Here is a 22,816-nt window from a genome sequence, read left to right as displayed (position 1 = left end):
CATGTAGAAAAAGGGACAGAAGAATCCGATTTGATTCTTCCATCCCATGACTATCTACTCGTTTTTACTTTTTTGCTTCTTCAAGCAGTTTTGCCATCGCTTCTTTTTGATAAGCTTCTGTCAATTCAGCGATTTTTGCTTTTTGGGCTGCCTCGTCCATAGTTGGATCAGCCATTAATGCAGCTTGCATTTTTTCTTGGACATACGCTTGTCCTTGTGTTTTCATGGTGTCCGCTTGTTCTTTCGCTAAAGAAGCCAGTTTTTTTGCTTGATCCACACTCAAGACTTCCCATGAATCTGGTAATGAGAACGTATTGGTACGGCTGACATATTGGCCATCGTTATCAGCGATTCCGAACAAGAAGCGTGATAGGTCACTTTTATAAACCCAGCGCGTCGTTTTTGTTTCTAATTGAGCTGAATCAGCCCCTGTTTCCACGACATTGGTCACTTTATCAGTACCGGTTTGTTTTGGTTCCTCTTGATCAGCATCCGTTTTATACAGGTAGATTTTTTCCGTACCATCTCCTAATGGCTGATACAATAGTAAATCAAAATTCTCGTTATCGGCACTAGAAACCAGTGCTGTTGTTTTAGCAGTCGTTTCTTTTTCCATTCCAAAATGGTAAGTCAAATTGGCCATCAATGCGGCGACACTTGCTACGAAGACTAGACCTAAGACCAATGATAAACCTGTTTGCCGCTTGTTTTTGGCAAAAACATTCAGTACCGCAAACCCTAACACGCTAAGAACGATCAAAAGCAAGATCATTTGTCCGCACCTCCTTCAAGAACCGTCAATCGTGGTTCTTTTTTCTTTAAGGAGAAGGCGATCAAGAAACCTAAGAAACTAAAGACCGCTGCCACATAAAAAGCGGCATGGTAGCCAGATAAAGTCGCTTCGATTGCTTGTTCTTTGTATGCCAAAGGTGTTGCATCCAGCAAAGAATCACTTGGCAAGTTGCCTTTGGTGACGTTTGTCAAGACACTGATCAAGATAGCCGTACCAATTGAGCTGGCTACTTGACGGAACGTATTGTTTACTGCGGTACCGTGACTGATCAGATTACCAGGCAATGCATTCATTCCTGAAGTCGTTACTGGCATCATCACCATTGAGATCCCGAACATCCGAATCCCATAAAGAATGATGATATGCAAAATCGGTGTATCTTTTGTTAAGAAAGCAAATGGTAAGGTTGCGGCGGTCAAGATAAACATCCCGGTGATAGCTAAACGTTTTGCACCATACTTATCAAAGATCGCACCAGTGATCGGCATCATGATTCCCATGATCAACGCACCTGGTAATAACATCAATCCTGAATGGAACGCTGATTCACCACGAATGTTTTGGATATACAATGGGAGAACCATTTCAGCACCGATCATCGCCATATTCGTGACCCCGGAAAGGATCGATGCCAAGGTAAAGGTTGTTGATTTGAACACGCGCAACTCTAAGAAAGGATGCTCGATGTGCAATTGACGCCATGCAAAGAAAGCAATGAAAAAGACACCGGCTGCTAGAAAACCGATTACTTCAATACTGCCCCACCCTTTGTCACCGACACTTGAAAAGCCATAGAGCAATGTACCAAAACCAAGCGTTGATAAAATCGCTGAGAACAGATCGATTTTCGGATGCGACAATTCAATCACACTCTTCATTAGAAAGAGCGCTAAGACTAAGACTAAAACGACGATCGGAATGACCATTCCGAACAAATAACGCCAGTCATAATGATCAATGATCCAACCAGATAACGTTGGGCCTAAGGCTGGTGCCAACCCAATAACGATTCCAGACATGCCCATAGCTGAACCGCGTTTTTCTGGTGGGAAGATCGACAACATGATATTTTGCAAAAGCGGCATGGAGATCCCTACACCAGCAGCTTGCACTAAGCGGCCAATCAATAATGTAGAAAAGTTCGGTGCTGCAAAACAAGCGATCGTTCCAGCCAGGAAGATGCTCATTGCCGTTAAGTAAAGATTTCTTGAGCTGAACTTGTTGATCAGCCATGCGGTGATCGGGATCATGATCCCATTGACCAGCAAGAAACCGGTGGTTAGCCATTGGACATCAGATGCAGAGATGTCAAAGGCATCCATCAAGGTTGGAAAAGCCGTTGTTAACAATGTTTGGTTCAAAACAGTACAAAACGTACCGATCAGCAAAACCATAACCAGTAAGGAACGATTGTAAGGTTTGCCGTAGATATCTAAAGGACGACTCGTTGACATATTTCACACTCTTTTCAGTATATTTTTCATAAAACCTTCTTTACTTTAAATCTTTCCCTAACATTTGTCAACCTACTTGACATAAAAGTAAAACAAGTTACAATGTTAACAAATACCTTTACAAGAATGGAGTCCGTATGTCTCATCTTTTTCGAAAACTCGTTGATAATGAAAACTTGTTGGTCGGCATCAGCGAACTTAGCCAAATGTGTGATATCTCCCCTCGCCAATTGCGTTATTGGGAACAAAAAGGATTTATTCAATCGGTCCCACAAGAAGAAAATGCCCCACGAAAATACCGACTGCCCACGGTCGTCAAAGTGGAAATGATCAAAACGTTTTTAGATGAAGGCTTTACGTTAGCCAAGGCTGTTGAAAAAGCAGACAAAAAAATCAAGACCGCCCATCATATTCGCAAAGTGTTTTCTGGGGTTTTACAGAATTTAGAAGTCATCAATGAACGGTTTACGATCATCAGTCTGGGACCAGTAGACGAAGACGGAAAAATCCTCCATATCATTCACGATGAAGAAACAGAACGATTGCAATACGAAGTGCTGTCTGCTAATCAAACGATCGATTTTGAGAAGTTCAAGCAATGCACGTCAAAACAAGCGGAATAAAGGATTCCCTATCCTCACCTCCTAATGAAGCAAGCACCCTTGATGACGGTGCTTGCTTCTTTTTTGGTGTTCGCTTTCCTCTTAAAGAAGGTGTCGTTTCATTTACAAGGAAAAAGCCTCATGATATAGTCGAAGGGAGAAACGAACCTTTACAAGAATGGGAAGTGTCATATACATGGAAAAAGAAGTTTTTATCCAACAAATCAAGGACGGAGTGATCGTTTCTTGTCAAGCATTGCCTGGAGAACCCCTATATACCGAAAACGGCGGTGTCATGCCCCTATTGGCAAAAGCAGCTCAAGAAGCTGGTGCTGTTGGCATCCGTGCCAATTCCGTTCGCGATATTCGCGAGATCCAAGCCGCTGTTGATTTGCCGATCATCGGAATCATCAAAAAAGACTATCCACCGGAAGAACCATTTATCACAGCAACCATCAAAGAGGTACACGAATTAGCAGCTTTACATATTGCGGTGATCGCCTTGGACTGCACCTTGCGCAAACGTCATGATGGCTTGACAGTCAATGCCTTTATCAAGCAAATCAAAACTCTTTATCCCCATCAACTACTCATGGCAGATATCGCCACCTATGAGGAAGGCATCAATGCCTTTGAAGCGGGTGTCGATTTTGTTGGTACAACTTTGTCCGGCTACACGGCGAACAGTCCTACCAATGACGAACCGGACTATCAGTTGATCCAGCAATTGGTTGCGGCGAAGGTTCCGGTAATAGCCGAAGGCAAGATCCACACCCCGGAACAAGCAAAAAAAATTCAGGATATGGGTGTGACCGGTATCGTGGTTGGTGGTGCCATCACCCGACCAAAAGAGATCGCCAGTCGATTCGTGCAAGAGCTTCGCAACTGAGTCGTTCATTTCCTAAAATAAGTCTTTCTATGCGCCTTGTGACAGAAGGCGCATTCTTTGTTGTCTTTTTGAGAAACGTTTATACTTAAAAGAGAACGAATGACAACAGAGAAAGCGAGTGAAGAAAATGACAAAAATCAATGCTGGTACAGCAATGATCAAGATTTTTGAAGCGTGGGGCATCGACCATATCTATGGAATCCCCGGTGGATCTTTCAACTCAACGATGGATGCTTTGTACCATGAACGGCAATCGGTCAAATATGTTCAAGTACGTCATGAAGAAGCGGGTGCGCTGGCAGCGGCGGCTGATGCCAAACTAACGGGAAAAGTCGGTGCGGTTTTCGGTTCTGCTGGTCCAGGTGCCACCCACTTGATCAATGGCTTATATGATGCCCAAATGGATAATGTGCCTGTCGTTGCCTTATTAGGACAAGTGGCTTCAAGTTCGATGAACTACAATGATTTTCAAGAAATGAATGAAAATCCGATGTTCGCAGATGTCAGTATTTACAATCGCACGGTCATGTCTCCTGAAAGTTTGCCCCACGTGGTGGATGAAGCCATTAAAGCCGCCTATAAATTTAAAGGCGTTGCTGTAGTAACGATCCCGGTCGATTACGGGTTTGCAGAAATCGACGAACACGAGATTGCAACCGCCAAAAATCATAAGACGGGTGTTCTCCAGCCGGATGAAGACGATTTACGAGCTGCCCTTTCTTATTTTGAACAAGCAAAAAAACCTGTCCTTTATATCGGACAAGGTCTCTTTGGTCATTTTGATGCCATCGATGCTTTCTCGAAGCATTTCTCAATGCCTGTAGCGGCTTCTGTCTTAGCCAAAGGCATCGTGCCTGATCTTTATGAAAACTTTCTTGGATTTGCCGGACGGGTTGCGACAAAACCAGCCAATGAAGCTTTGGCAGAAGCTGATCTCATCGTTTTTGTCGGCAGTGACTTCCCTTTTGGCCGCCGCTTTTTCAATCCTGATGCCAACTTTGTCCAAGTTGATATCGACGCCTCGAAATTTGGTCGTCGTCATCAGACGGATGTCTCCGTTTTAGGAGATGGTGCGACCGCTCTTAGAAAATGGACAGAGATGGCAGCCCCTCGTCCTGCAGATGCCTGGATAAAAGCCAATCAAGAAAACGCTCGGAATTGGCATGCATGGCGCCATAGTTTTGACCATGATGCGCAAGAGCCCTTGCGTCCTGAACCTGTCTATCGAGAAATCAACCGTATCGCAGCTCCTGATGCCCTGTTTGTCACAGATGTTGGTAATGTGACGATCCACAGTATCCGTCATTTAGAAATGACGGGTGAACAGCGTTTCACAACGTCTGGCTGGTTTGCGACAATGGGCAATGGTGTACCTGGTGGGATCGCCGCTCAATTGAGCTATCCGAATCGCCAAGTATTTACCTTTAGTGGGGATGGCGGTTTTGCGATGCAAATGCAAGACATCCTTACTCAAGTGAAATATGATTTGCCAATCATCAACGTGGTCTTTTCCAATGACTCATTCGGCTTCATCGAAGCGGAGCAAGAAGATACCGAGCAAACCAAGTTCGGTGTGCAACTAGCCGGTGCTGATTTTGGTAAAGTTGGGGAAGCATTAGGTGCGAAAGGCTTCACGGTAACGAAGGCAGAAGAATTAGCATCCGTCTTTACACAAGCTAAAGAAAGCCACGGCCCCGTCGTGATCGATGTCAAGATCGCTAACGAACGACCTCTTCCCGTCGAAGAATTGAAACTGGATCCTAAACGCTTCAGTGCTGAAGAAATCGCAGCGTTTAAAGCAAAATACCAAGTCCATGATCTGCCAGCTTTGAGTGAGTTGTACGTGAATTCTGAGGAATAAAAAAAAAGAGAGAAAGACAGCAACCCTGTCCTTCTCTCTTTTTTTAATCGCTCATTTCGTGTTAATAATCCATCGCCTTACTTATTATAAATTTTCGGGCCTTTACGCATGTTTTTCCGATCATTTTTTGGGGATTCCATCTTTTTTGAACGGCCGCCGCCTTGTTTTTTCTTGATTAGTTCTAACATTTTTTCTTTTTGATCCATCGATTCCACCTCTATTTCTTAGCAATACGATCTGTCGGTTGAAAAGAAGTGTTCCTGACTTCTTTTATGTTTGCGAACAACTACTTTATTTCGATTGGGTTAGAAAACAAACGCTGCCTATTTACGTGTCTAGAGTCAGCAGTTCCTTTTGACATTTTTACTACCCTGATTTAATCTACTTTGATTTTGATTGTTTGTCAATGGCTCTTGAAAAAATCATGTGCTTTTGTTGCCTTCTCCCAAATAATAAACCACCATTTATTATATTATTTGATCATTTTATCTAATTAAATCGAATATTTTTATTATTTATTGGTATAATTATAACAGAATCTCTGTTCCTTTCTTTTGCTTCCTTCGTTCTTCTTCCGATTGTCTCCTAACTTTCGTCGTTCTCACAAATCACGCTATTTGAAAGGAGGTGGATATGTGCTGCACACTTATGCACCTGAGCAAATTTATTTGTATGTTTTGATTGGCTGTGCTATTTTAGCCTTTTTGCTGCTTCTGTTTGGGGATATCTTCGATTTCGACGGACCAGTCGATCCGATGTTAATTATTCCATGGTTTGCCTTTACAAGTCTCTTCGGTTACTTAGGAGAAACTTTTCTGTCTGGCTATTCGCTCCTACTTTTCGTCATTAGCGGCTGCCTTGCTACAGGGCTCGTTTTTCTCTTGAATTTTTACGTGCTGATTCCCATGCGAAATGCGGAAGCGACACTGTCAAGTTCTGAGAAAGATTTTGAAGGTCGCATCGCAACGGTGCTGACGCCGATTCCTTGTGAAGGAATGGGCGAAATTCAACTCACAAGTGTCACTGGTTCAAGCAATCGACCAGCTACGGCTTTCCAACCAATCGATGAACCATTAGCAGCTGGATCGAAGGTTTTGATTATTGAAGTCAAAGAACGAGTTTGCTACGTCGTTCCTTACAAAAAAAAATTTTTGGATAACTAAACTAAATCACTAAAGAGGTGTATCTATGGATATTCTATTATCACCAATCGTTTTCCCGATCGCCATCGTGGCATTCATTTTATTAATGCTTTTGATCGTCTTTGTCACGAAATATCAAACAGCCAAGCCCGATGAAGCATTGATCATCAGCGGAAGCTATCTAGGTAGCAAAAATGTACACGCCGATGAAAGCAACAACAAAATCAAAATCGTGCGTGGTGGCGGAGCCTTTGTTTTGCCAGTGTTTCAACGATCGAATCGAATCAGTTTGCTCTCCAGCAAGCTGGATGTCTCAACGCCGGAAGTCTACACTGAACAAGGGGTTCCCGTGATGTGTGACGGAACTTCCATTATTAAGATCGGCTCATCCGTGGAAGAAATTGCAACGGCAGCGGAACAATTTCTAGGAAAAACCCGTGAAGAATTAGAAAATGAAGCGCGGGAAGTGCTAGAAGGCCATTTGCGTTCGATCCTTGGTTCGATGACTGTGGAAGAAATTTATCAAAATCGCGACAAATTCAGCCAAAGTGTGCAAGAAGTAGCCTCTGTCGATCTAGCGAAAATGGGCTTGATCATTGTCTCCTTTACGATCAAAGAAGTACGAGACAAAAACGGCTATTTGGATTCTCTTGGAAAGCCTAGAATCGCCCAAGTCAAACGGGATGCTGAAATTGCGGAAGCTGAAGCACTGAAAGAAACCCGCATCAAAAAAGCCCAATCGGAACAAGAATCGCAAACAGCGGAATCAAAACGCATGACCGAAATCGCTGAAGCATTGAAGGAAAAAGAATTGAAGCTGGCGCTTTATAAGAAAGAACAAGACATCGCCAAAGCCGATGCCGATCAAGCCTATCATCTACAAAGTGCCATCATGAAACAAAAAGTCCGAGAACAAGAGATTGAAGTCGAAGTCGTTGAACGACAAAAACAAATCGAATTGGAAGAAAAAGAAATCTTGCGTCGTGAGAAGCAATTTGATTCAGAGATCAAGAAAAAAGCCGATGCGGATCGTTATGCGCTTGAACAAGAAGCGCTAGCCAAAAAAGCATCTGCCTTAGCTACCACTGAAGCCGAGCAATTTCGAACAGAGTCCTTGGCAAAAGCCGAAGCCGATAAGATTCGTTTGATCGGTTTGGCAGAAGCCGAAACCACTTTGGCGAAAGGAACGGCAGAAGCCGAAACGAAAGAAAAAGTCGCTGAAGCCTTCAAGAAATACGATGAAGCAGCCATTCTGAGCATGATCGTCGAGATCCTGCCACAATTAGTCAAAGAAGCAGCCGCACCATTAGGCAATATCGATAAAATTTCAGTCGTTGATACAGGATCAGGTGAAGGTGGCGGTGCCAATCGTGTCACCAATTACGCCACCAATCTCTTATCGACCACACAAGAAACGTTGAAAGAAACCCTCGGTCTTGATGTGAAATCGTTGATTGAAAACTTCGCCGGTTCCACTACGAGCGAGCCGCCTCAAGAGTAAATATCCACCCGTGAAACGGGTGGCTTTTTAACAGCCCTAGAAGGGCTCACCACTCGCTAGCCCCTTAAAAGGGGCTTTTTAAATGACCACCAACCGCTCACAGCCCTATCTCTCTTTAACTATTTAAATGGATCTACATACTCTTGTTTACTTATACTATCTCTTATTCGATCATCTGCTTCTTGTTCTCGAATATATTTTTCGATTGTTTTTTGATTTAACCCAACCGTACTCACGTAGTATCCTTTGGACCAAAAGCTTTTATTCCCATACTTATATTTCAAATTCGCATGTTTTTCATGGATTAAGGTTGCACTTCGTCCTTTTAAGTAGCCCATAAAACTAGAAATACTAATCTTTGGTGGTATTCTTACTAACATATGAATATGGTCAGGCATGGCATGAGCTTCAATGATTTCAACATCCTTCATCTCACACAATTTTCTTAATATCTGACCAATACTTACTCTTAACTTTCCATAAATCACTTTTCGTCGATACTTCGGGGTGAAGACTATGTGATACTTACAATTCCATCTGGTATGTGCTAAACTTTTATCGTCGTTAGACATAAAAAAACTCCTTTAGATCTGATATGCGGTTGGTAGCCACTATTAGTATATCGAAAGGAGTTTTTTATCGCTAAAGCTATTTCGTCCACGCGTAGAAACGCGCGGTTTTTTTGTTTCGTACGCTACGCGAACGAAACTGACTAAAGTCATTAATAAGAAAACTGCTGTTCGTCTTCATCGCTTTACAAGCGACAAGGCGAACAGCAGTTTTTTTCTTACTCATTGCTATTATGCTTACTCAGTAACCTCTTTGACATATTTTGCAGGTACACCAGCCACGATCGTGCGCTCAGCGACATCTTTGGTCACCACCGACCCAGCAGCAATGATCGCATGGTCACCGATGGTCACACCGGCAACGATCGTTGCATTTGAGCCAATCCAGACATTCTTCCCAATCGTAATGGGGGCTGGATAAAGCGTGCTACGATCTTCAGGGTGAAGGCCATGATTCAAGGTAGCTAGAACAACGTTATGCCCAATTAGGGTATCATCACCGATCGTGATCCCTCCTTGGTCTTGAAAATGACAACCCGCATTGATAAAGACATCTTTGCCAATGCTGATATTCTTGCCATAATCTGTATAAAAGGGTGGAAACAGCGAAAAAGTCGGCTCAACTGGTTTTCCTGTTAATTGGGCAAAAAGTTCTTGTAACTCATCAGACTCATGGTAGACTGTATTGATTTTCATCGTGATTTTTCTCGCCTTAGCACTCAGAGCTACCATTTGTTTGGAAGCTTGCGAACCGGCAAGTAAGGGTTCGCCACTTGCCATGAGTTTGTTTAATTGATCGATCGTCATGTGTTTTTCTCCTATTCATTTGTTATTCACGAGGATTTCTTAACGAAAAAATAACCTCTACGTCTTCCGCCCCAAGTACTTCTTTTAACCCCGTCGGATCTTCAATGACACCGATACGATTATAGCCACCATAAGAATTGGTAAAGGTCTGATAAAACAGCACCAACGTATGACTATTCCAGCTCATGATTTCTCCTTCGTGAATGATCTCCGGCCGTTCTGTAGTCATTTCTGGCAAATTCTCAGAAAAACGATAATATTTCTCGTTGTTGTTCAAATCACTCATTGTCACCGTAAAGGGCATTTGATTCATTAGGTGCTCAGACACCTCATTTTCATAAAACTTCGCTAGAAAATTCTGTTGACCAACCGTAATGACGACAGCTGTTGCTGCTGAAAACTGCTGGACATTCTCTTGGCTAGCTTCCGATGAAGTTTCGTTAGCGGATTGCATATTGGTTCTCTCTGTTTCGCTTGTCCCACAGGCACTTAATAAGAACAGCAAAATAGCGGATATCAATTTTATAAGCATCTCTTCGCTCCTTTCTGGTGATGATTCTATGTAGAAGCGGGCAACTGAATGCGTATTTTCAAAAAAACACGACTGCTCAGCAGAGGCAGAGTGACCGAACAGTCGTGAAGATCGTTGTGGCTATTTAGTTCAAATGTTCTTGGAAGAATTGGGTCATTTGATCAAAAGGAATTACGTCTGTTTGATCATATAGATCAACGTGCGAAGCATTAGGAATGACCGTCAACTCTTTGTTATCGCCTTGTAATTGCTCAAAGGCGTCTTGACTGAAGTAAAGAGAGTGGGCTTCTTCTCCATGGAGTAATAAAACGGCGCTTTGGATCTCATCGATATACGACAAGAGCGGCATATTTAAGAACGACAGCGATGATGTCATGTTCCAACCGTCATTGGAATTTAACGAACGTTCATGATAGCCGCGTTCCGTTTTGTAGTAATCAAAATAATCTTGCATAAAGACCGGTGCATCCTCCGGTAGTGTATCTGGCACTCCACCTGCTCTTTCGTAGCTACCGTTAGCAAAATCAACGGTCCGCTGGGCGTTCAGCTGTTGGCGCAATTCATGACGTCCTTCAGCCCCCATCTCATCAAAATACCCCTGAGCATTGACTCTCGACATGTCATACATCGTGGCGGAAACCGTCGCTTTCACACGGGTATCAATGGCTGCGGCATTCAATGCCATCCCGCCCCAACCGCAAATTCCGATCAAGCTGATTCTTTCTTCATCTACATTTTCTTGGACTGACAAAAAATCGACTGCTGCCTGAAAGTCTTCTGTATTGATATCTGGTGATGCCACATAGCGTGGTTCCCCACCGCTTTCGCCTGTGTATGAAGGATCAAAAGCGATCGTAACAAAACCTCGTTCAGCCATCGTTTGGGCATATAGACCAGATGTCTGTTCTTTGACTGCCCCAAAGGGTCCGCTAACCGCGATTGCTGGAAGTGATCCTTGCGCATCAATTGGTTCATAAAGATCAGCAACTAAAGTGATGCCGTAGCGATTTTCAAAAGTTACTTTTCGGTGATTCACCGTGTCACTTTCTGGGAAAACTTTGTCCCATTCATCTGTAAATGAAACATTTTCTGTCATCGTTTCTCCTCCTGAACTGGCTTGTGTTGCTTCGTTTGCCGCCTCGTTATTGCTGCTGCAAGCACCTAAAATAAGTGGTGCTAGCATCAATAGTGATACAAGTGTCTTTTTTTGCCAATTTTTCATTTCATTCGCCTTCTTTCATGGTCAATCATCCTGTACCTTAGGGCGACATATACAACTCCTTTTCTCTTTTGATCTTTTGTTGATTACCGGTAACTCATAGATCAAAAGAGTGATTCTCGGATTAAATCTATTGTACTTCGCGGTCTTTTCCATGTAAAATATCAATATCAAATACCTAACTATTCATTATACGAATAGCAAGAGGAGCATTTTAAATGGAATTAAAAAATCTGACCACCTTTTTAGCAGTTGCAGAAAAAGAGACAATTTCGGCTGCCGCAAAACATCTGCATCTTTCTCAACCTTCCTTGTCCCGACAATTGATGGAGCTAGAAAAAGAATTAGGCGTGACGTTGTTCACCCGAGGCAATCGCAAAATCACACTAACAGAAGACGGACTGTTGTTTCGTAAACGGGCGGAAGAAATCGTAGAATTATTAGAAAAGACCCGCTCAGAATTTTTGTCGCCTCGAGATACGATCGCCGGCAATGTATCGATCGGAGCTGGAGAAACTTATGTGATTCAGTTGCTAGGAGCAATCATCAAAGAAATCCAAGCTGAATACCCCAACATCAAATTTCACTTTTATAGCGGCAACGCCGATGAGGTCAAAGAACGATTGGATAAAGGATTGTTGGATTTTGGTGTCGTAATCAGTCCAGCAGACGTCAAAAAGTACCATTCCTTACGCTTACCTGCCAAAGATACCTGGGGCGTGTTGATGCGAAAAGACAGTCCTCTAGCTGTCAAAGAAGTCATTACCCCAAAAGATCTCTGGGACGTTCCCTTGATTACTTCGCGACAAAGTTTGGTCAGCAGTGAACTTTCTAAATGGTTGAAAAAAGACCTGAAAAAATTGACGGTCGTCGCCACATATAACCTTGTTTACAATGCATCAAAGCTGGTAGAAGAAGGTGTCGGTTACGGATTGACTCTAGATAAACTAGTCAACTTCGCCCCAGATAGCCAATTGTGTTTTAGAAAATTGAGCCCAGCACTGGAATCAAACCTTGACGTCATTTGGAAAAACACCCAAGTTTTTTCAAAAGCTTCTGGACTTTTCTTGGAGCGGATGAAGGAACGCTTTACAGTAGAATGATTTCAAATAAAAAAAGATTTATCTCAAAACAACTATGAGATAAATCTTTCTTTACGTTTTTTCTGATTCATTTTGGATGTGAACTCTTTAGACACCGCCATCCTCCAAGCTTAGCAAATTTCCTTCTGGATCGCGGAAATAAGCAACATGAAAAGCTTGGTCCCCTTCCCCCAAAACGGTTTTACTTACTTCAAACACTACACCAGCATTGTTCATTCTCGTATAATCTTCTTCAAAATCCGTAGTATGAAATGTTGCCGAAAGCGTATCAGATGAAATCCGATTCTCTGAAATCGGGTAGCCCTCCATTTGATCGATCACGGCATCCACTTGGAACATACCAAAAAAAGGCGCCTCCTCTTTCTTCGATGCAAAGCTTGTATAAGGACCTGACTCATCGCCATAAGTTGGTACCAAGCCGACTTTTTCCGTATAAAATTCATAACACTTCTGATAGTCTCCTTTGACTTGAACGCAAGCTGTGATTCGTTGAATGGTCAATTTGTCTTTTCTCCTTTTCGAATGTGTCTTTTATCTATTTAAAGTAATTAAAGCATATGTTAACCATAATAGCATATTTATCGAATAAAATTTATTGTATTGTGAATTCCATTCGACAATCTAATCAAAATTAGCGTTGGTTTTCCCAATAGTTACTTATATTAAAAATCAATCAGATGAAATGTAATAAACTTAAAGTCTTCTGATTGACTTTTACTTTTCTAAACCTAAAAATGGGTAAACTATAACAAAGATTCCTTTTTGATAGATGCAATAAAATCAGACTAGCCAAGTTAAATAAATCTTACTCTTACTTTATTTATTTTTTTTGAACACGATCAATTCGGTGATATCTTCAAAGAGTGATGGATTAGCGACATCAAAAATCACAGAAAAAAACTTCATTTTCGTGCCATTGGTCGGCGCTTTATGAATCCTTTCTTTTGTGTCATCACTGATTGGTAGAGACAATAACTGTGTTCGGACTTTCTCGCTAAAGTGAAAGGAGACTTTGAAGAAGCCCTCCCACATCGAAAGCCAAAAAATTGGTTTCACTTTATTCGTCCCACGAGTCGTTGTCCATTTGTATTCACCTTTGGACAACCACGCTTTTCCATCTTGGTAATAGCGCCAATCCATAAGAGAGATGCCCTCGTTTTCAAGCGTTTCGACAAAACGTTGATAAATGGCATATCCCTCACCCAGTGATTCCGCAATCAGTTGCTCTGTTGGTTTCACGTTTTTGTCTCGAAACAATTGCTCTTTGCCTTCCATCCTTTCGCTCAACTCCTTGCGCTTTTTTTAGGTTTTTGCTACGTTACAATTTAATTTTGTTGATATCATCAGTGATGACCCAATCATCCATATTTTTTTCACGATTGTACTGAAATGGCGTTATTTCTTCTAATTCAGCGATTTCATAGACCGCTAGATACTTTTTCCCTGCCCAACGATCGACTTGCTTTTTCGATAGATTCAACTCTTTTTCATAGCGTTCTACAAAATCTATGGATTCTTCTTTCGTCATCTTTTCAGATTCAGTCACATTGGCAATGATGCCCCGATGAGCGATGGTCAAATCGCCGCCGGTCTCCACAAAATAAACAAGATCGTTGATTTTGGCTCTTCCTCCTAAGGGTGATTTTCTGCCAGCTGCCCCCCGAATGATCATTGTTTTGTCGCCATGAATCAGTTTCTCAAGCTCTTTGGCTTCCTTATTTAAATAGACCAAATGTTCTGCCCGCCCAGCTTTTCCTTGATACCATTCTGCTGTTTTTGTCATAAGAAGTTCCTCTTTTCATATGAATTGTTTTTTAGCGTTGTCCATTCCATGCTGAATGGTTATTGGAACATTTTTTCAATCGTGTATAGGTGAGAGCTGCAACTGTTTCGATTGATGAATGAATAAAAACATTTGTGCAAAGGCATCTGGGATACCGCATTGGTCAAATGTTTCCGCATCTTCTTTCGTTTCGAACTTGGTGATGTCAGCCCAAATTTCTCAATCTACTAATCATTCAAAAGAAAGGTATCCTCTTTGTTTGAAAATGTATTCACGGTTGAATTGTTCAACGACTGGAACAAATTCTGCTGTTGAAGCACCTTTTATTAATTTGTATAAGTTATGAAATGCAACCTGTCCCATCGTGTGTTCCTCCTTTCCGATTCCCTCAAGAAACAGAGCATTTAAACAACTAATAGTCGTCGATTCAACATTCGAATGACTTTTTAACATCCCGTTGTATTTTTCCCTATAATTTCTAAACAGTTGCAACAAAAAGTCCGTTCATCTGAAGAGCATCCGATACTAAAACGATCACTCAATCACTTCCCCTAAAAGCTTGTCGTGGGGAACGATCAAACATTTCTCGATTGCTTTCCAATAGCTTTCATACAGCCTTTTTTGGGCTTTGCCATAGTTTTCTTCGGTATCAAACTCCCAATAGTGGGCATATTTCACACATTTTATGACTCTTGTCAATGGATCAGGCAGGCGTCCTTCCTTGATGGTGCTCATTTCTTTAATGTAATGGGTTCGTTTCATTAATCGAAAGAACAAAGCCCCCTCCATGGCCTTCATTGCCTCTGTTGCTTCCTGCATGATTGCTTCAAAGGTATCGACTTCACTTGGTTTTACTTGATAAATACTGATTTCTGAAAACACTCCGACCGCTCCTTTCACTTGTGATTTTCTTCTCAATTATAGTATACCAAGTTTACGCCGTTGATAGTTTGGTCATTTTATTCATTTCTCATTTATCTTCCGTTTATTATTGATTTGGCCTCCTATATGCGGGATCAAATTGCTAGATTTTAAATTCATAAAAGACTAGCAGCCAAGCTTTATCCGTAGTCACCTGCTTGCCATAGTCATTAAAAGGATCATAAAGCTTTCGCCTACAAAAAAAGCAATCAACTTTTGACAGTAGACTGCTTTTTCTTAACGCTCATTATTGCAAAAGGAACGGTTTTAGCTCTGTCTCGATAAAGTCGATTCGATCAAAGACAGTTGGCTTAAAATAAGCCGTAATAGCAATGACGCAATCTGATTCGGGATCAATATAAAGGACATTTCCGCTATTACCGATGGCGGCATAGGTGCTTTTCTCAGTATCCAAAATCCACCACAAATATCCATAACTCATGTTTTGAAATTTCTCTATGTTTGTCTCTAGCGGATTGACCATTTCAGTGAGCCATTGTGAGGAAATCACTTGTTTCCCTTGATGGATGCCTTGGTTCAAGCATAGCTCACCGATTTTGGCTAAATCTTTTGCTGAAAGGCATAGCCCGTAACCTGCCGCCCCAATATTTAAAGGATCGCAAAACCAAACTGGTTTTTTTGGTGCCTTGCTCATTGTAAAGTGCTTATGTTCTTGTGCCGTTTTCGCATAATAATTGGTTATTTCGGCTACACCAAGAGGGCGAAATAAATAATGGTTCGCATAATCAACGGTCGTCATTCCAGAAGCTTTCGCTAACAAACCAGTGAGGATCTGCAGACAAACGGTTTGATAATTGAATTCATTTGTCACTCCTTTTCTTCCTCCCAATAAATCAAGGGAGGCGCTGGTCCAGTCGTCACTCGAACAAACTTTTGTCCATGGATCACCTTTGCATTTATACGGGGCTCGCATCGTTAATAGGTGTTTGATGGTAATATCGTGAATCGTTTTTTCGCCCCGTTTTACGGAATAGTCTGGAAAATAATCGAGTACTTTGTCATTGACACTCCTGATGAGGCCTTGATCTATCGCTATTCCGACTAGTAGAGAAACGATACTTTTCGTAGCGGACATAAGGTGGCAAGTATCGTCTGGCTTATACTCATGCCATTCATCCGAGTAAACTTCCTTTCCATTTTGGTAGGCAGAAATTTGGCAAATATTGGGCTGTTTTTTACTGATACATGCATGCAGTTCTTGTCTGTTCATTTGTGAAGCCTCCCTTCAAAGATAAGCATAGTACCATTAAAAATTGTTTTCAATGTTATTTTTAAAATTGTTTTTGAAAGGACTTTTAAAAGACTACTTCAGAGGAACAAACAAAAAAGGCCCTCAATGATAGAGGTACCTTACATAAAACTTTCGAATATCGATTTTTGATTTCTATCCAGTTTTTTTGCGAGTATCGTTATCAGCAATTCTTCTAATGCTGAAATAGTGCCGATGACTCCCAAAATCAAGACAACAATTCTTTCATGGAATATTATGAGCAGCAATGGAAAAATACATAAAAGAAATCCGACTGCTTTGTTGAGCCATGTATGCAGACTGCTAAAAGACTGAAATTTTACATAGCCAATCAGATAACTGACGAAGCGGATGATAGCGATCACCAAGATCCAAACCATGATCGTTTGGGTTTCCAAAAGCTGCGGTAGAAAAGAAAGAAAGACAGCGAGAAAAAAGCTTACATCTGCGAAACTATCTAGTAAGGCACCGACCTCACTCGTGAGGTTCATCCTTCTTGCTAGTAGCCCATCGACAAGGTCACTTAAAAAACAATAGGAATAAAGCAGCCAAAACCAGCCAGACATTGGCTGAAGGAATAGTAAAAGTGGTGCTAGAATCAGTCGAGAAGTAGTAATGATATTGGGTAATTGCTTCATTTGTTCCCCCTGAAATACATTTTCTGAATACCTAAGATTGTTGCAAGTTTTTTAAAGAAGCTCAGAAACATTAAAATGTTCTTTCTTCTAAGCATTTCGGCGATGCCCCCTATCAAAGTCTCACAGCTAGTCCCTAATGCTCCTATAAAAATCGTATCCGTTCTGTACTATCTGGTATCTGATTCCGAACTTTTATCCATCGTCCTGCTCGGTAAACCTCGTATTCTTCAAAGCGGCAAGGCAGCCCTTTTGCATGGGCGATATCGTTACTGTCCATCACTTGAAAATGCAGATGAGGCGAAGTCGAATTGCCGGAATGCCCGACATTGCCAATCACCATCCCTTTGGTGATTTTTTGTCCTACGGAAACTTTGATGGATCCTTTTTGCAAATGGACGAATGCCATATATACGCCCTCAGAAGCTTTTATCACAATGTAGTTGCCAGCTATTTGTTGATACTCATCTTTTTGTTCATTAAAAAACAAGCCATTTTTTAAAGCGATCGAAAAATCGACAACCCAATGAACGACTTTGCGTTCCTGATAGCCCTCTCTTACAACAATCACTTCACCATCACAGGGCGCATAGATTTCTTTGCCCCAACAATAACAGTTCTCAAGGGGAACTCCTAAGAAGAAATAGCGCAGAAAGCTTCGGTCGTGAAAAGCTTTTGTTTTACCCTCAAAATCGACTTGTAAAAAATCAAACGCATAACGTAACCCCATTCGATCGGTGCCATGACTAGGAATCTTCTTGGCCGGTGTAGTCGGCGCAAGCCACTCACCTCTTAAGGGAAATTCAATGGTTATCGACTGCTCTTTCATAGGACTTTCTCCTTTTTGGATCAAATGATCTCTTTTATTTGGAAATGACTATCAGCCTCGCGGCAATCTATACCTGTGCTTTACTCCTTTTCACTATAGGTCACCTAAGCCTTTTTTTCAACTCTAAAAAAGTGGGCTAATAGGAGTAGCTAAAAAAAAACACCTCAATCATATAGTGATTCCAAAAAGTTAGATCAAAAATTCTAACTTCTAGAAGTCGCTTCATGGATGAGGCGTTCTCACATTCTATTTTACTGTAGGTCCTGTCGGTGACGACTCGTTCGACTAACTTTTTTTAACGGCTATTGTTTTCGCTCCACAAATCGGTAGTAGACTCTTGCAGTGATGAAATACACCATTAAATAGATCATTGTAAACAGCAGAACAGAGATAATCGATACCGTGATCAATAAGTTGCGATCTGTCAGACCAAAAAGAAGCAACAACTTCCGAATCATCGGCAAAGCAAATGCGAGATGGATGATCGCTGCCGCCAATGGAAATGAGAAAATCATCAAGACTTGCTGCTGGATCACTTGTTTGACTTCCTTATGGCTTAACCCAACTTTTTGCAAGATCTCGAAGCGTTCTTTGTCCTCCATCCCTTCGGAAACTTGTTTATAATAAATGATCAATGCGGCAGCTAAAATAAAGACCACACCAAAAATCAAGCCTAAGAAGAAGAAGCCGCCGGTAAAGGTTTTGGTCTCACCTTCAAAAAGATCTTTTGACTGAACGCTCGCATGAGCATCTGCTGCCAGAAGTTCGCTGCGAATCTCTTTTGCGATCGCTTCGCGATCGCTTGCTTCTGCTGCTTGAAAATTAAAGACTGTTGTTGTCATTGGTTGCTGGTAAAGTTGAAAATCTTCTTTTTGATACCAAGAGCTTAGCTTTTCAGTAAGCCACTGATCATCCGCCACAAGAACAAGATGCTGAACCGGGTTTTCTGTTTTCGTGAATGTTGGCAGTTCCTTCAATTCCCGCAAACGAAATTGACGATCATCGATCGTGGTCTTTTCTGGTAATGCTTGTTGGGTCCAAGTTGCGGGAAAAACAAATAATTCACCTTCAGCAGGTCCTGTTTTCCCACTGATTTCATGGTATTCAGACCTGGTAAGAAAAGTAAGGTACACGGCTTTATCTAAACTATCACTATTTTCTTCAAAAGTGGTTGAAGGAACAAAGTTTAGGCCCTCAAAGGTAAAAAGCAATGGTCTTGTTGTAGTGACTTGCTGGCGCTCTTTGATCGTTAGCTTCTCTTCAAGTCCATCAATCACTGTGTTGATTTGCTGGGAATCAGCCGCTGACTCAATTTGAACATCGTATGGAAAACGAGTTTCGATCACATTCTTTTGTCCAAAGTAAAGACTGGCGGTCGTAGCAACTGTCACTAACACCATCGTTGATAAAATACAAATACTTGCTAAACCAGCCGCATTTTGCTTCATCCGATACAGCATGGTAGAGATATTGATAAAATGGGTCGTTTGATAATAATAGGTCGTTCGTTTTCTTAAAAACTGCAATGCTTTGATACTACCAGCAATAAACAACAGATAGGTAGCCAAGATTACGAGGATGACGGCGACAAAGAACAGGCCTAAGGCACTGATGGGAGACTTGATCGTCACAGAGATCGTATAGCCCGCCACTAAACAAAGGACACCTAATAGTGCTAAAATGCCTTTCGCGCGAGGCTCTTTTTCATTACGCTTGCTTCCCTGTAGTAATTGAAGTGGATTGGTTTTGCGTACTTGCAACAGGTCAAATAAAAATAGACAACCAAACACGCACATAAAATAGAGGATCACAAATCCAATGCTCTCAAATGAAAGTTTAAAAACAAAGAATTCACCTACGGCTAAGATTTTCTTCAGAATCAAAAATCCTAATCGTGCAAACAATAAGCCGCTGATCAACCCGGCCGCAAGACTAATAAGAAAACTGTAAAAGAGTTCCCAAAAGACCACGAAGGCTATCTCGCGTTTTCCTAGTCCCAAAACATTGTAGAGACCAAATTCTTTTTTTCGCTGCTTGATCAAAAAGTTATTGGTGTAAAAGGAAAAGATCGCCGCAAAGATCATCAGGATGATATTTCCTAAATGAAACATGAAAATGGCGCTTTGACTACTAGGAAGTTCCTTCATCCCCGGATTGTTCACGATGATTTGCGTCATCATCAAAACAGCTACCAAGAAACTCATGGATACTAAAAAGGGTGTGTAGGCTTTGGCATTTTTACGTAAATTGGAGAAGGCGATTTTTTGAAAGAACATTCGTTACTCCTCCTTCGCAAAAACAGCAGTCATTGTTTCGGCGATTGCTTCTAGAAAAGCGGTATCACTCCGTTCTCCTCGATACAACTGGTGAAATACATACCCGTCTTTGATAAACAAGACGCGTTGTGCGCGACTGGCTGCGATCGAACTGTGGGTGACCATCACGATCGTCTGTCCGTTTTGATTGATCTGCTGAAATAATGTCAGTAGTTGATCAGAGGTTTTCGAATCCAGCGCTCCGGTTGGCTCATCTGCTAATAGCAGTTCTGGTTTTGTGATGATCGCTCGTGCGACGGCAACACGTTGCTTTTGTCCGCCAGACAATTCATACGGGTAATGCTGCAATAAATCGGCGATCCCTAAAGTTTGTACAATAGGCTGAAGCTGCAATTCCATTTGTTTGACGGAAACTTTCGATAAAACTAATGGCAATAAAATATTGTCCTTTACCGTAAAAGTGTCCAATAAATTAAAGTCTTGAAAGACAAAGCCTAAGTGATCCCGTCGAAAACTTGCTGCATCTTTTTCTTTGATGGTGGTCAAATCGATGCCATTCAGCTGCATCTCACCCGCTGTCGGTTGGTCTAACGTCGCCATCAAGTTCAGTAGCGTACTCTTCCGCGAACCTGATTCCCCCATGATGGCTACATATTCCCCTTCTTCTACCTTAAAGGTTATATTCTTCAACGCTTCGACGGGTTGCCCATTCAGCTGGCTTTGATAGATTTTTTTTACTTGTTGAATGTTTAAAAGTGTCATCTTGTTCCCTCCTTCCTTTTTAGAATAAGCTGACTGGCAGAAAAAAGCGACTTACAATAAAAACCGCAAACTTACAGTGTTGAAAGTTTGCGGCTATCGGTTATTTGTGGTGGGAAAATGAAGTGTGACGATGGTTCCCTGTCCCACTTCAGAATCAATCGCTAAACGGCAGCCGATTTTTTCAGCCGCTTGTTGACTCATATATAAGCCTAGCCCGCTCGCTCGTTGCTGAAAGCGACCATTTTGTCCCGTATATCCTTTCTCAAAAACCCGCGGCAAGTCTTCCTTACGAATACCAATGCCGCTATCTTGGATCACCAAGGCATTGTCTTTAGTGAAAACGTTGATGCCACCGGTTTCGGTATACTTCAAGCTGTTGAAAAGAACCTGTTCAAAAATAAAAACGAGCCACTTTCGATCGGATGTCACCGTCAAATCCACCGCCATGTCCAGTTGCAGATTCTTTTTCGAGAAAAACAAGGCATACTTTTTGATCGTTTGACGAACAAGGGGCGCTAAAGCAATCGACTCAAAGACAAAATCTTCATTGGCTAAATTTTGTCGTAAATAATTCAACATCATTTGCAAGTAATCATTCACCTTAAATAATTCCGCTTTGACCTCCGTCGGTGACAACGAATCGCTTTGCACCAAAAGATCTAGCGCCGCTAGAGGTGTTTTGATTTGATGAAGCCACAAACCGAAATCTTCATAAATTTCTTCATTTTTCATGGTTGCTTTGTAATCGGACAGCGTTTTTTCTTTTGCCAGCTGCCTTAGAAGGGCTTGGTATTCGTCTTCTAAACGATTTCGAGTGGCAGGCAAGAACGCCAACGCCGCTTCCGTCATACATTCTTTTCTTAATAAATGCTGTAGCTGCTTTCTTTTTTGTGCGTAACGAAAATAATGAAAAAGGGAAAGACCTCCTAAAATCACCCCTGAAAAAACCGCATAGTCAATGAAGGGTTCTAATGGAAGGCTGTGAAGAAAGAATAACCCTAGTAGACCCGCACTAAATAGCAGGTAAACGAGATAAAACTTTCCATACAACACGAAATATTCTTTCACATTAGTCATAGGCGTGTTCCTTTTCTATCAAATAGCCTTTATTCTTTACCGTTTGGATCAAATCGGATAGTTCGATCTGGCTCAATTTTTTTCGCAAACGAGTCATATTGACTGCTAATGTATTGTTATCGATGAACTCTTCACTATTCCAGAGCATTTCAATGATGGTCTCTTTGGCTACGATCTTCCCTCGATGCTGCAAAAGCAAGGAAAGAATCCGAGCTTCATTTGGAGAAAGCGGCAACTGTTCCCCCTGATTTTTTAATATATTTTCTGTTGGATAAAAGGTTACTTGCCCTATGTCAAAGGTCAGCGCTTGTTGGTGGCTATACTGATAGCTGCGCCGCAGCAACGCTTGGATTTTTGCCAAAACGAAGGCTAAATCAAAGGGTTTTGTTAAATAATCATCCGCCCCCATGTTCATCGCCATGATTTGATTCATCTGCTGATCCATCGACGAAAGAAAAATGATCGGTACTTCTGACGCCTTGCGAATTTCTTGGCACCAATGATACCCATTGTAATAAGGCAAGGAGATATCTAAAAGAACGAGATCAGGTTTGATGTCGTGAAACTCTTGCAAGAGTTCAGCAAAATTCTTGGCCGAATGGCATTCGTATCCCCACTGCTGCAAATAATCGGCTAAAACAGAGACGATCGTCGCATCATCTTCAACCAGATAGATTTTTTGCATGTCTTTCTCCCCTCTGTTGATTATTCGGTCGGTTCTTTAGAGACAGTGTACCAGAAAAGAAAAAGAATCGTCTAGATGGAGGAACATTCCAAAGGACTGTTTTTTC

General features: G+C 41.7%; 25 protein-coding genes. 6 read left to right on the top strand and 19 right to left on the bottom strand.

What is annotated here, in order from left to right; all coding sequences use genetic code 11:
* Nucleotides 1-64: 64 nt before the first annotated feature.
* Nucleotides 65-772, bottom strand: coding sequence for a DUF4811 domain-containing protein (locus tag CXM95_RS07720; protein WP_101698964.1), 708 nt, complete (start codon nt 770-772; stop codon nt 65-67).
* Entirely contained in the window at nt 769-2,247 is a 1,479-nt protein-coding gene (locus CXM95_RS07715) for an MDR family MFS transporter (RefSeq protein WP_005236311.1), read from the bottom strand. The genes CXM95_RS07720 and CXM95_RS07715 overlap by 4 nt, the downstream gene beginning before the upstream one ends.
* Nucleotides 2,248-2,384: 137 nt before the next feature.
* Here CXM95_RS07715 and CXM95_RS07710 point away from each other — a divergent pair, with 137 nt between their 5' ends.
* The 3 genes from CXM95_RS07710 (at nt 2,385) to spxB (ending at nt 5,599) form a co-directional block, all read left to right on the top strand.
* Nucleotides 2,385-2,870, top strand: a complete 486-nt coding sequence (locus tag CXM95_RS07710; protein WP_005236312.1) for a MerR family transcriptional regulator — start codon at nt 2,385-2,387, stop codon at nt 2,868-2,870.
* A gap of 175 nt (nt 2,871-3,045) precedes the next feature.
* A complete protein-coding gene (locus tag CXM95_RS07700; RefSeq protein WP_008381380.1) occupies nt 3,046-3,738 on the top strand; it encodes an N-acetylmannosamine-6-phosphate 2-epimerase in 693 nt (230 codons plus the stop codon).
* A gap of 127 nt (nt 3,739-3,865) precedes the next feature.
* Nucleotides 3,866-5,599: a pyruvate oxidase gene (gene spxB, locus CXM95_RS07695; RefSeq protein WP_101698962.1), complete on the top strand. Its 1,734-nt coding sequence runs from the start codon at nt 3,866-3,868 to the stop codon at nt 5,597-5,599.
* Nucleotides 5,600-5,676: 77 nt separating this feature from the next.
* Here spxB and CXM95_RS19105 read toward each other — a convergent pair whose 3' ends face one another.
* Nucleotides 5,677-5,805: a hypothetical protein gene (locus CXM95_RS19105; RefSeq protein WP_005236316.1), complete on the bottom strand. Its 129-nt coding sequence runs from the start codon at nt 5,803-5,805 to the stop codon at nt 5,677-5,679.
* 411 nt (nt 5,806-6,216) lie between these two features.
* On the opposite strand from CXM95_RS19105, the gene CXM95_RS07690 reads away from it, so the two are divergent.
* Nucleotides 6,217-6,762, top strand: a complete 546-nt coding sequence (locus CXM95_RS07690) for an NfeD family protein (RefSeq protein ID WP_101698961.1) — start codon at nt 6,217-6,219, stop codon at nt 6,760-6,762.
* Between the two features lie 25 nt (nt 6,763-6,787).
* Complete coding sequence (locus CXM95_RS07685) at nt 6,788-8,242, top strand: flotillin family protein (RefSeq protein WP_008381386.1); 1,455 nt, start codon at nt 6,788-6,790, stop codon at nt 8,240-8,242.
* A gap of 119 nt (nt 8,243-8,361) precedes the next feature.
* Here the strand turns inward: CXM95_RS07685 and tnpA are convergent, their stop codons facing one another.
* From tnpA to CXM95_RS07660, 4 genes are all read right to left on the bottom strand, one after another.
* The gene (tnpA, locus tag CXM95_RS07680; protein ID WP_008382269.1) at nt 8,362-8,814 is read right to left on the bottom strand and encodes an IS200/IS605 family transposase; all 453 of its coding nucleotides are present in this window, start codon (nt 8,812-8,814) and stop codon (nt 8,362-8,364) included.
* 234 nt (nt 8,815-9,048) lie between these two features.
* Nucleotides 9,049-9,618, bottom strand: coding sequence for a sugar O-acetyltransferase (locus tag CXM95_RS07670; protein ID WP_005236324.1), 570 nt, complete (start codon nt 9,616-9,618; stop codon nt 9,049-9,051).
* A gap of 22 nt (nt 9,619-9,640) precedes the next feature.
* Nucleotides 9,641-10,150: a cyclophilin-like fold protein gene (locus CXM95_RS07665; RefSeq protein WP_016613361.1), complete on the bottom strand. Its 510-nt coding sequence runs from the start codon at nt 10,148-10,150 to the stop codon at nt 9,641-9,643.
* A gap of 124 nt (nt 10,151-10,274) precedes the next feature.
* Nucleotides 10,275-11,246: an alpha/beta hydrolase gene (locus tag CXM95_RS07660; protein ID WP_199559947.1), complete on the bottom strand. Its 972-nt coding sequence runs from the start codon at nt 11,244-11,246 to the stop codon at nt 10,275-10,277.
* Between the two features lie 341 nt (nt 11,247-11,587).
* Here CXM95_RS07660 and CXM95_RS07655 point away from each other — a divergent pair, with 341 nt between their 5' ends.
* Entirely contained in the window at nt 11,588-12,472 is an 885-nt protein-coding gene (locus CXM95_RS07655; RefSeq protein WP_086338147.1) for a LysR family transcriptional regulator, read from the top strand.
* An 87-nt stretch (nt 12,473-12,559) separates the two neighbouring features.
* Here CXM95_RS07655 and CXM95_RS07650 read toward each other — a convergent pair whose 3' ends face one another.
* From CXM95_RS07650 to CXM95_RS07595, 12 genes are all read right to left on the bottom strand, one after another.
* The gene (locus CXM95_RS07650; protein WP_086338146.1) at nt 12,560-12,973 is read right to left on the bottom strand and encodes a VOC family protein; all 414 of its coding nucleotides are present in this window, start codon (nt 12,971-12,973) and stop codon (nt 12,560-12,562) included.
* A 315-nt stretch (nt 12,974-13,288) separates the two neighbouring features.
* Nucleotides 13,289-13,747, bottom strand: coding sequence for a DUF3788 family protein (locus CXM95_RS07645; RefSeq protein ID WP_086338145.1), 459 nt, complete (start codon nt 13,745-13,747; stop codon nt 13,289-13,291).
* A 43-nt stretch (nt 13,748-13,790) separates the two neighbouring features.
* Nucleotides 13,791-14,255 (bottom strand): hypothetical protein, encoded by a 465-nt coding sequence (locus CXM95_RS07640; RefSeq protein WP_086338144.1) that lies wholly within the window; start codon nt 14,253-14,255, stop codon nt 13,791-13,793.
* A 231-nt stretch (nt 14,256-14,486) separates the two neighbouring features.
* Complete coding sequence (locus CXM95_RS19100) at nt 14,487-14,618, bottom strand: hypothetical protein (protein ID WP_008381400.1); 132 nt, start codon at nt 14,616-14,618, stop codon at nt 14,487-14,489.
* A 171-nt stretch (nt 14,619-14,789) separates the two neighbouring features.
* Nucleotides 14,790-15,155 (bottom strand): hypothetical protein, encoded by a 366-nt coding sequence (locus tag CXM95_RS07630; protein ID WP_005236340.1) that lies wholly within the window; start codon nt 15,153-15,155, stop codon nt 14,790-14,792.
* A 268-nt stretch (nt 15,156-15,423) separates the two neighbouring features.
* Nucleotides 15,424-16,407 (bottom strand): serine hydrolase domain-containing protein, encoded by a 984-nt coding sequence (locus CXM95_RS07625; RefSeq protein WP_101698959.1) that lies wholly within the window; start codon nt 16,405-16,407, stop codon nt 15,424-15,426.
* A gap of 140 nt (nt 16,408-16,547) precedes the next feature.
* On the bottom strand, nt 16,548-17,084 hold the full coding sequence (locus CXM95_RS07620; RefSeq protein ID WP_005236344.1) for a CDP-alcohol phosphatidyltransferase family protein: 537 nt from the start codon (nt 17,082-17,084) through the stop codon (nt 16,548-16,550).
* A gap of 142 nt (nt 17,085-17,226) precedes the next feature.
* Entirely contained in the window at nt 17,227-17,910 is a 684-nt protein-coding gene (locus tag CXM95_RS07615) for a M23 family metallopeptidase (RefSeq protein WP_101698958.1), read from the bottom strand.
* Between the two features lie 302 nt (nt 17,911-18,212).
* On the bottom strand, nt 18,213-20,186 hold the full coding sequence (locus tag CXM95_RS07610) for an ABC transporter permease (protein WP_101698957.1): 1,974 nt from the start codon (nt 20,184-20,186) through the stop codon (nt 18,213-18,215).
* Nucleotides 20,187-20,189: 3 nt separating this feature from the next.
* Nucleotides 20,190-20,948: an ABC transporter ATP-binding protein gene (locus tag CXM95_RS07605; RefSeq protein ID WP_101698956.1), complete on the bottom strand. Its 759-nt coding sequence runs from the start codon at nt 20,946-20,948 to the stop codon at nt 20,190-20,192.
* A gap of 93 nt (nt 20,949-21,041) precedes the next feature.
* Nucleotides 21,042-22,025 carry a sensor histidine kinase gene (locus CXM95_RS07600; protein ID WP_008381413.1) on the bottom strand — a complete coding sequence of 328 codons (984 nt, stop codon included), beginning with the start codon at nt 22,023-22,025 and terminating at the stop codon, nt 21,042-21,044.
* Entirely contained in the window at nt 22,018-22,710 is a 693-nt protein-coding gene (locus tag CXM95_RS07595) for a response regulator transcription factor (protein ID WP_008381414.1), read from the bottom strand. The genes CXM95_RS07600 and CXM95_RS07595 overlap by 8 nt, the downstream gene beginning before the upstream one ends.
* Nucleotides 22,711-22,816: the final 106 nt, after the last annotated feature.

Origin of the sequence: Enterococcus sp. CR-Ec1 (assembly GCF_002850555.1) — a bacterium.
GTDB lineage: Bacteria > Bacillota > Bacilli > Lactobacillales > Enterococcaceae > Enterococcus_D > Enterococcus_D entomosocium.
This window is presented reverse-complemented; position numbering and strand designations above follow the sequence as displayed.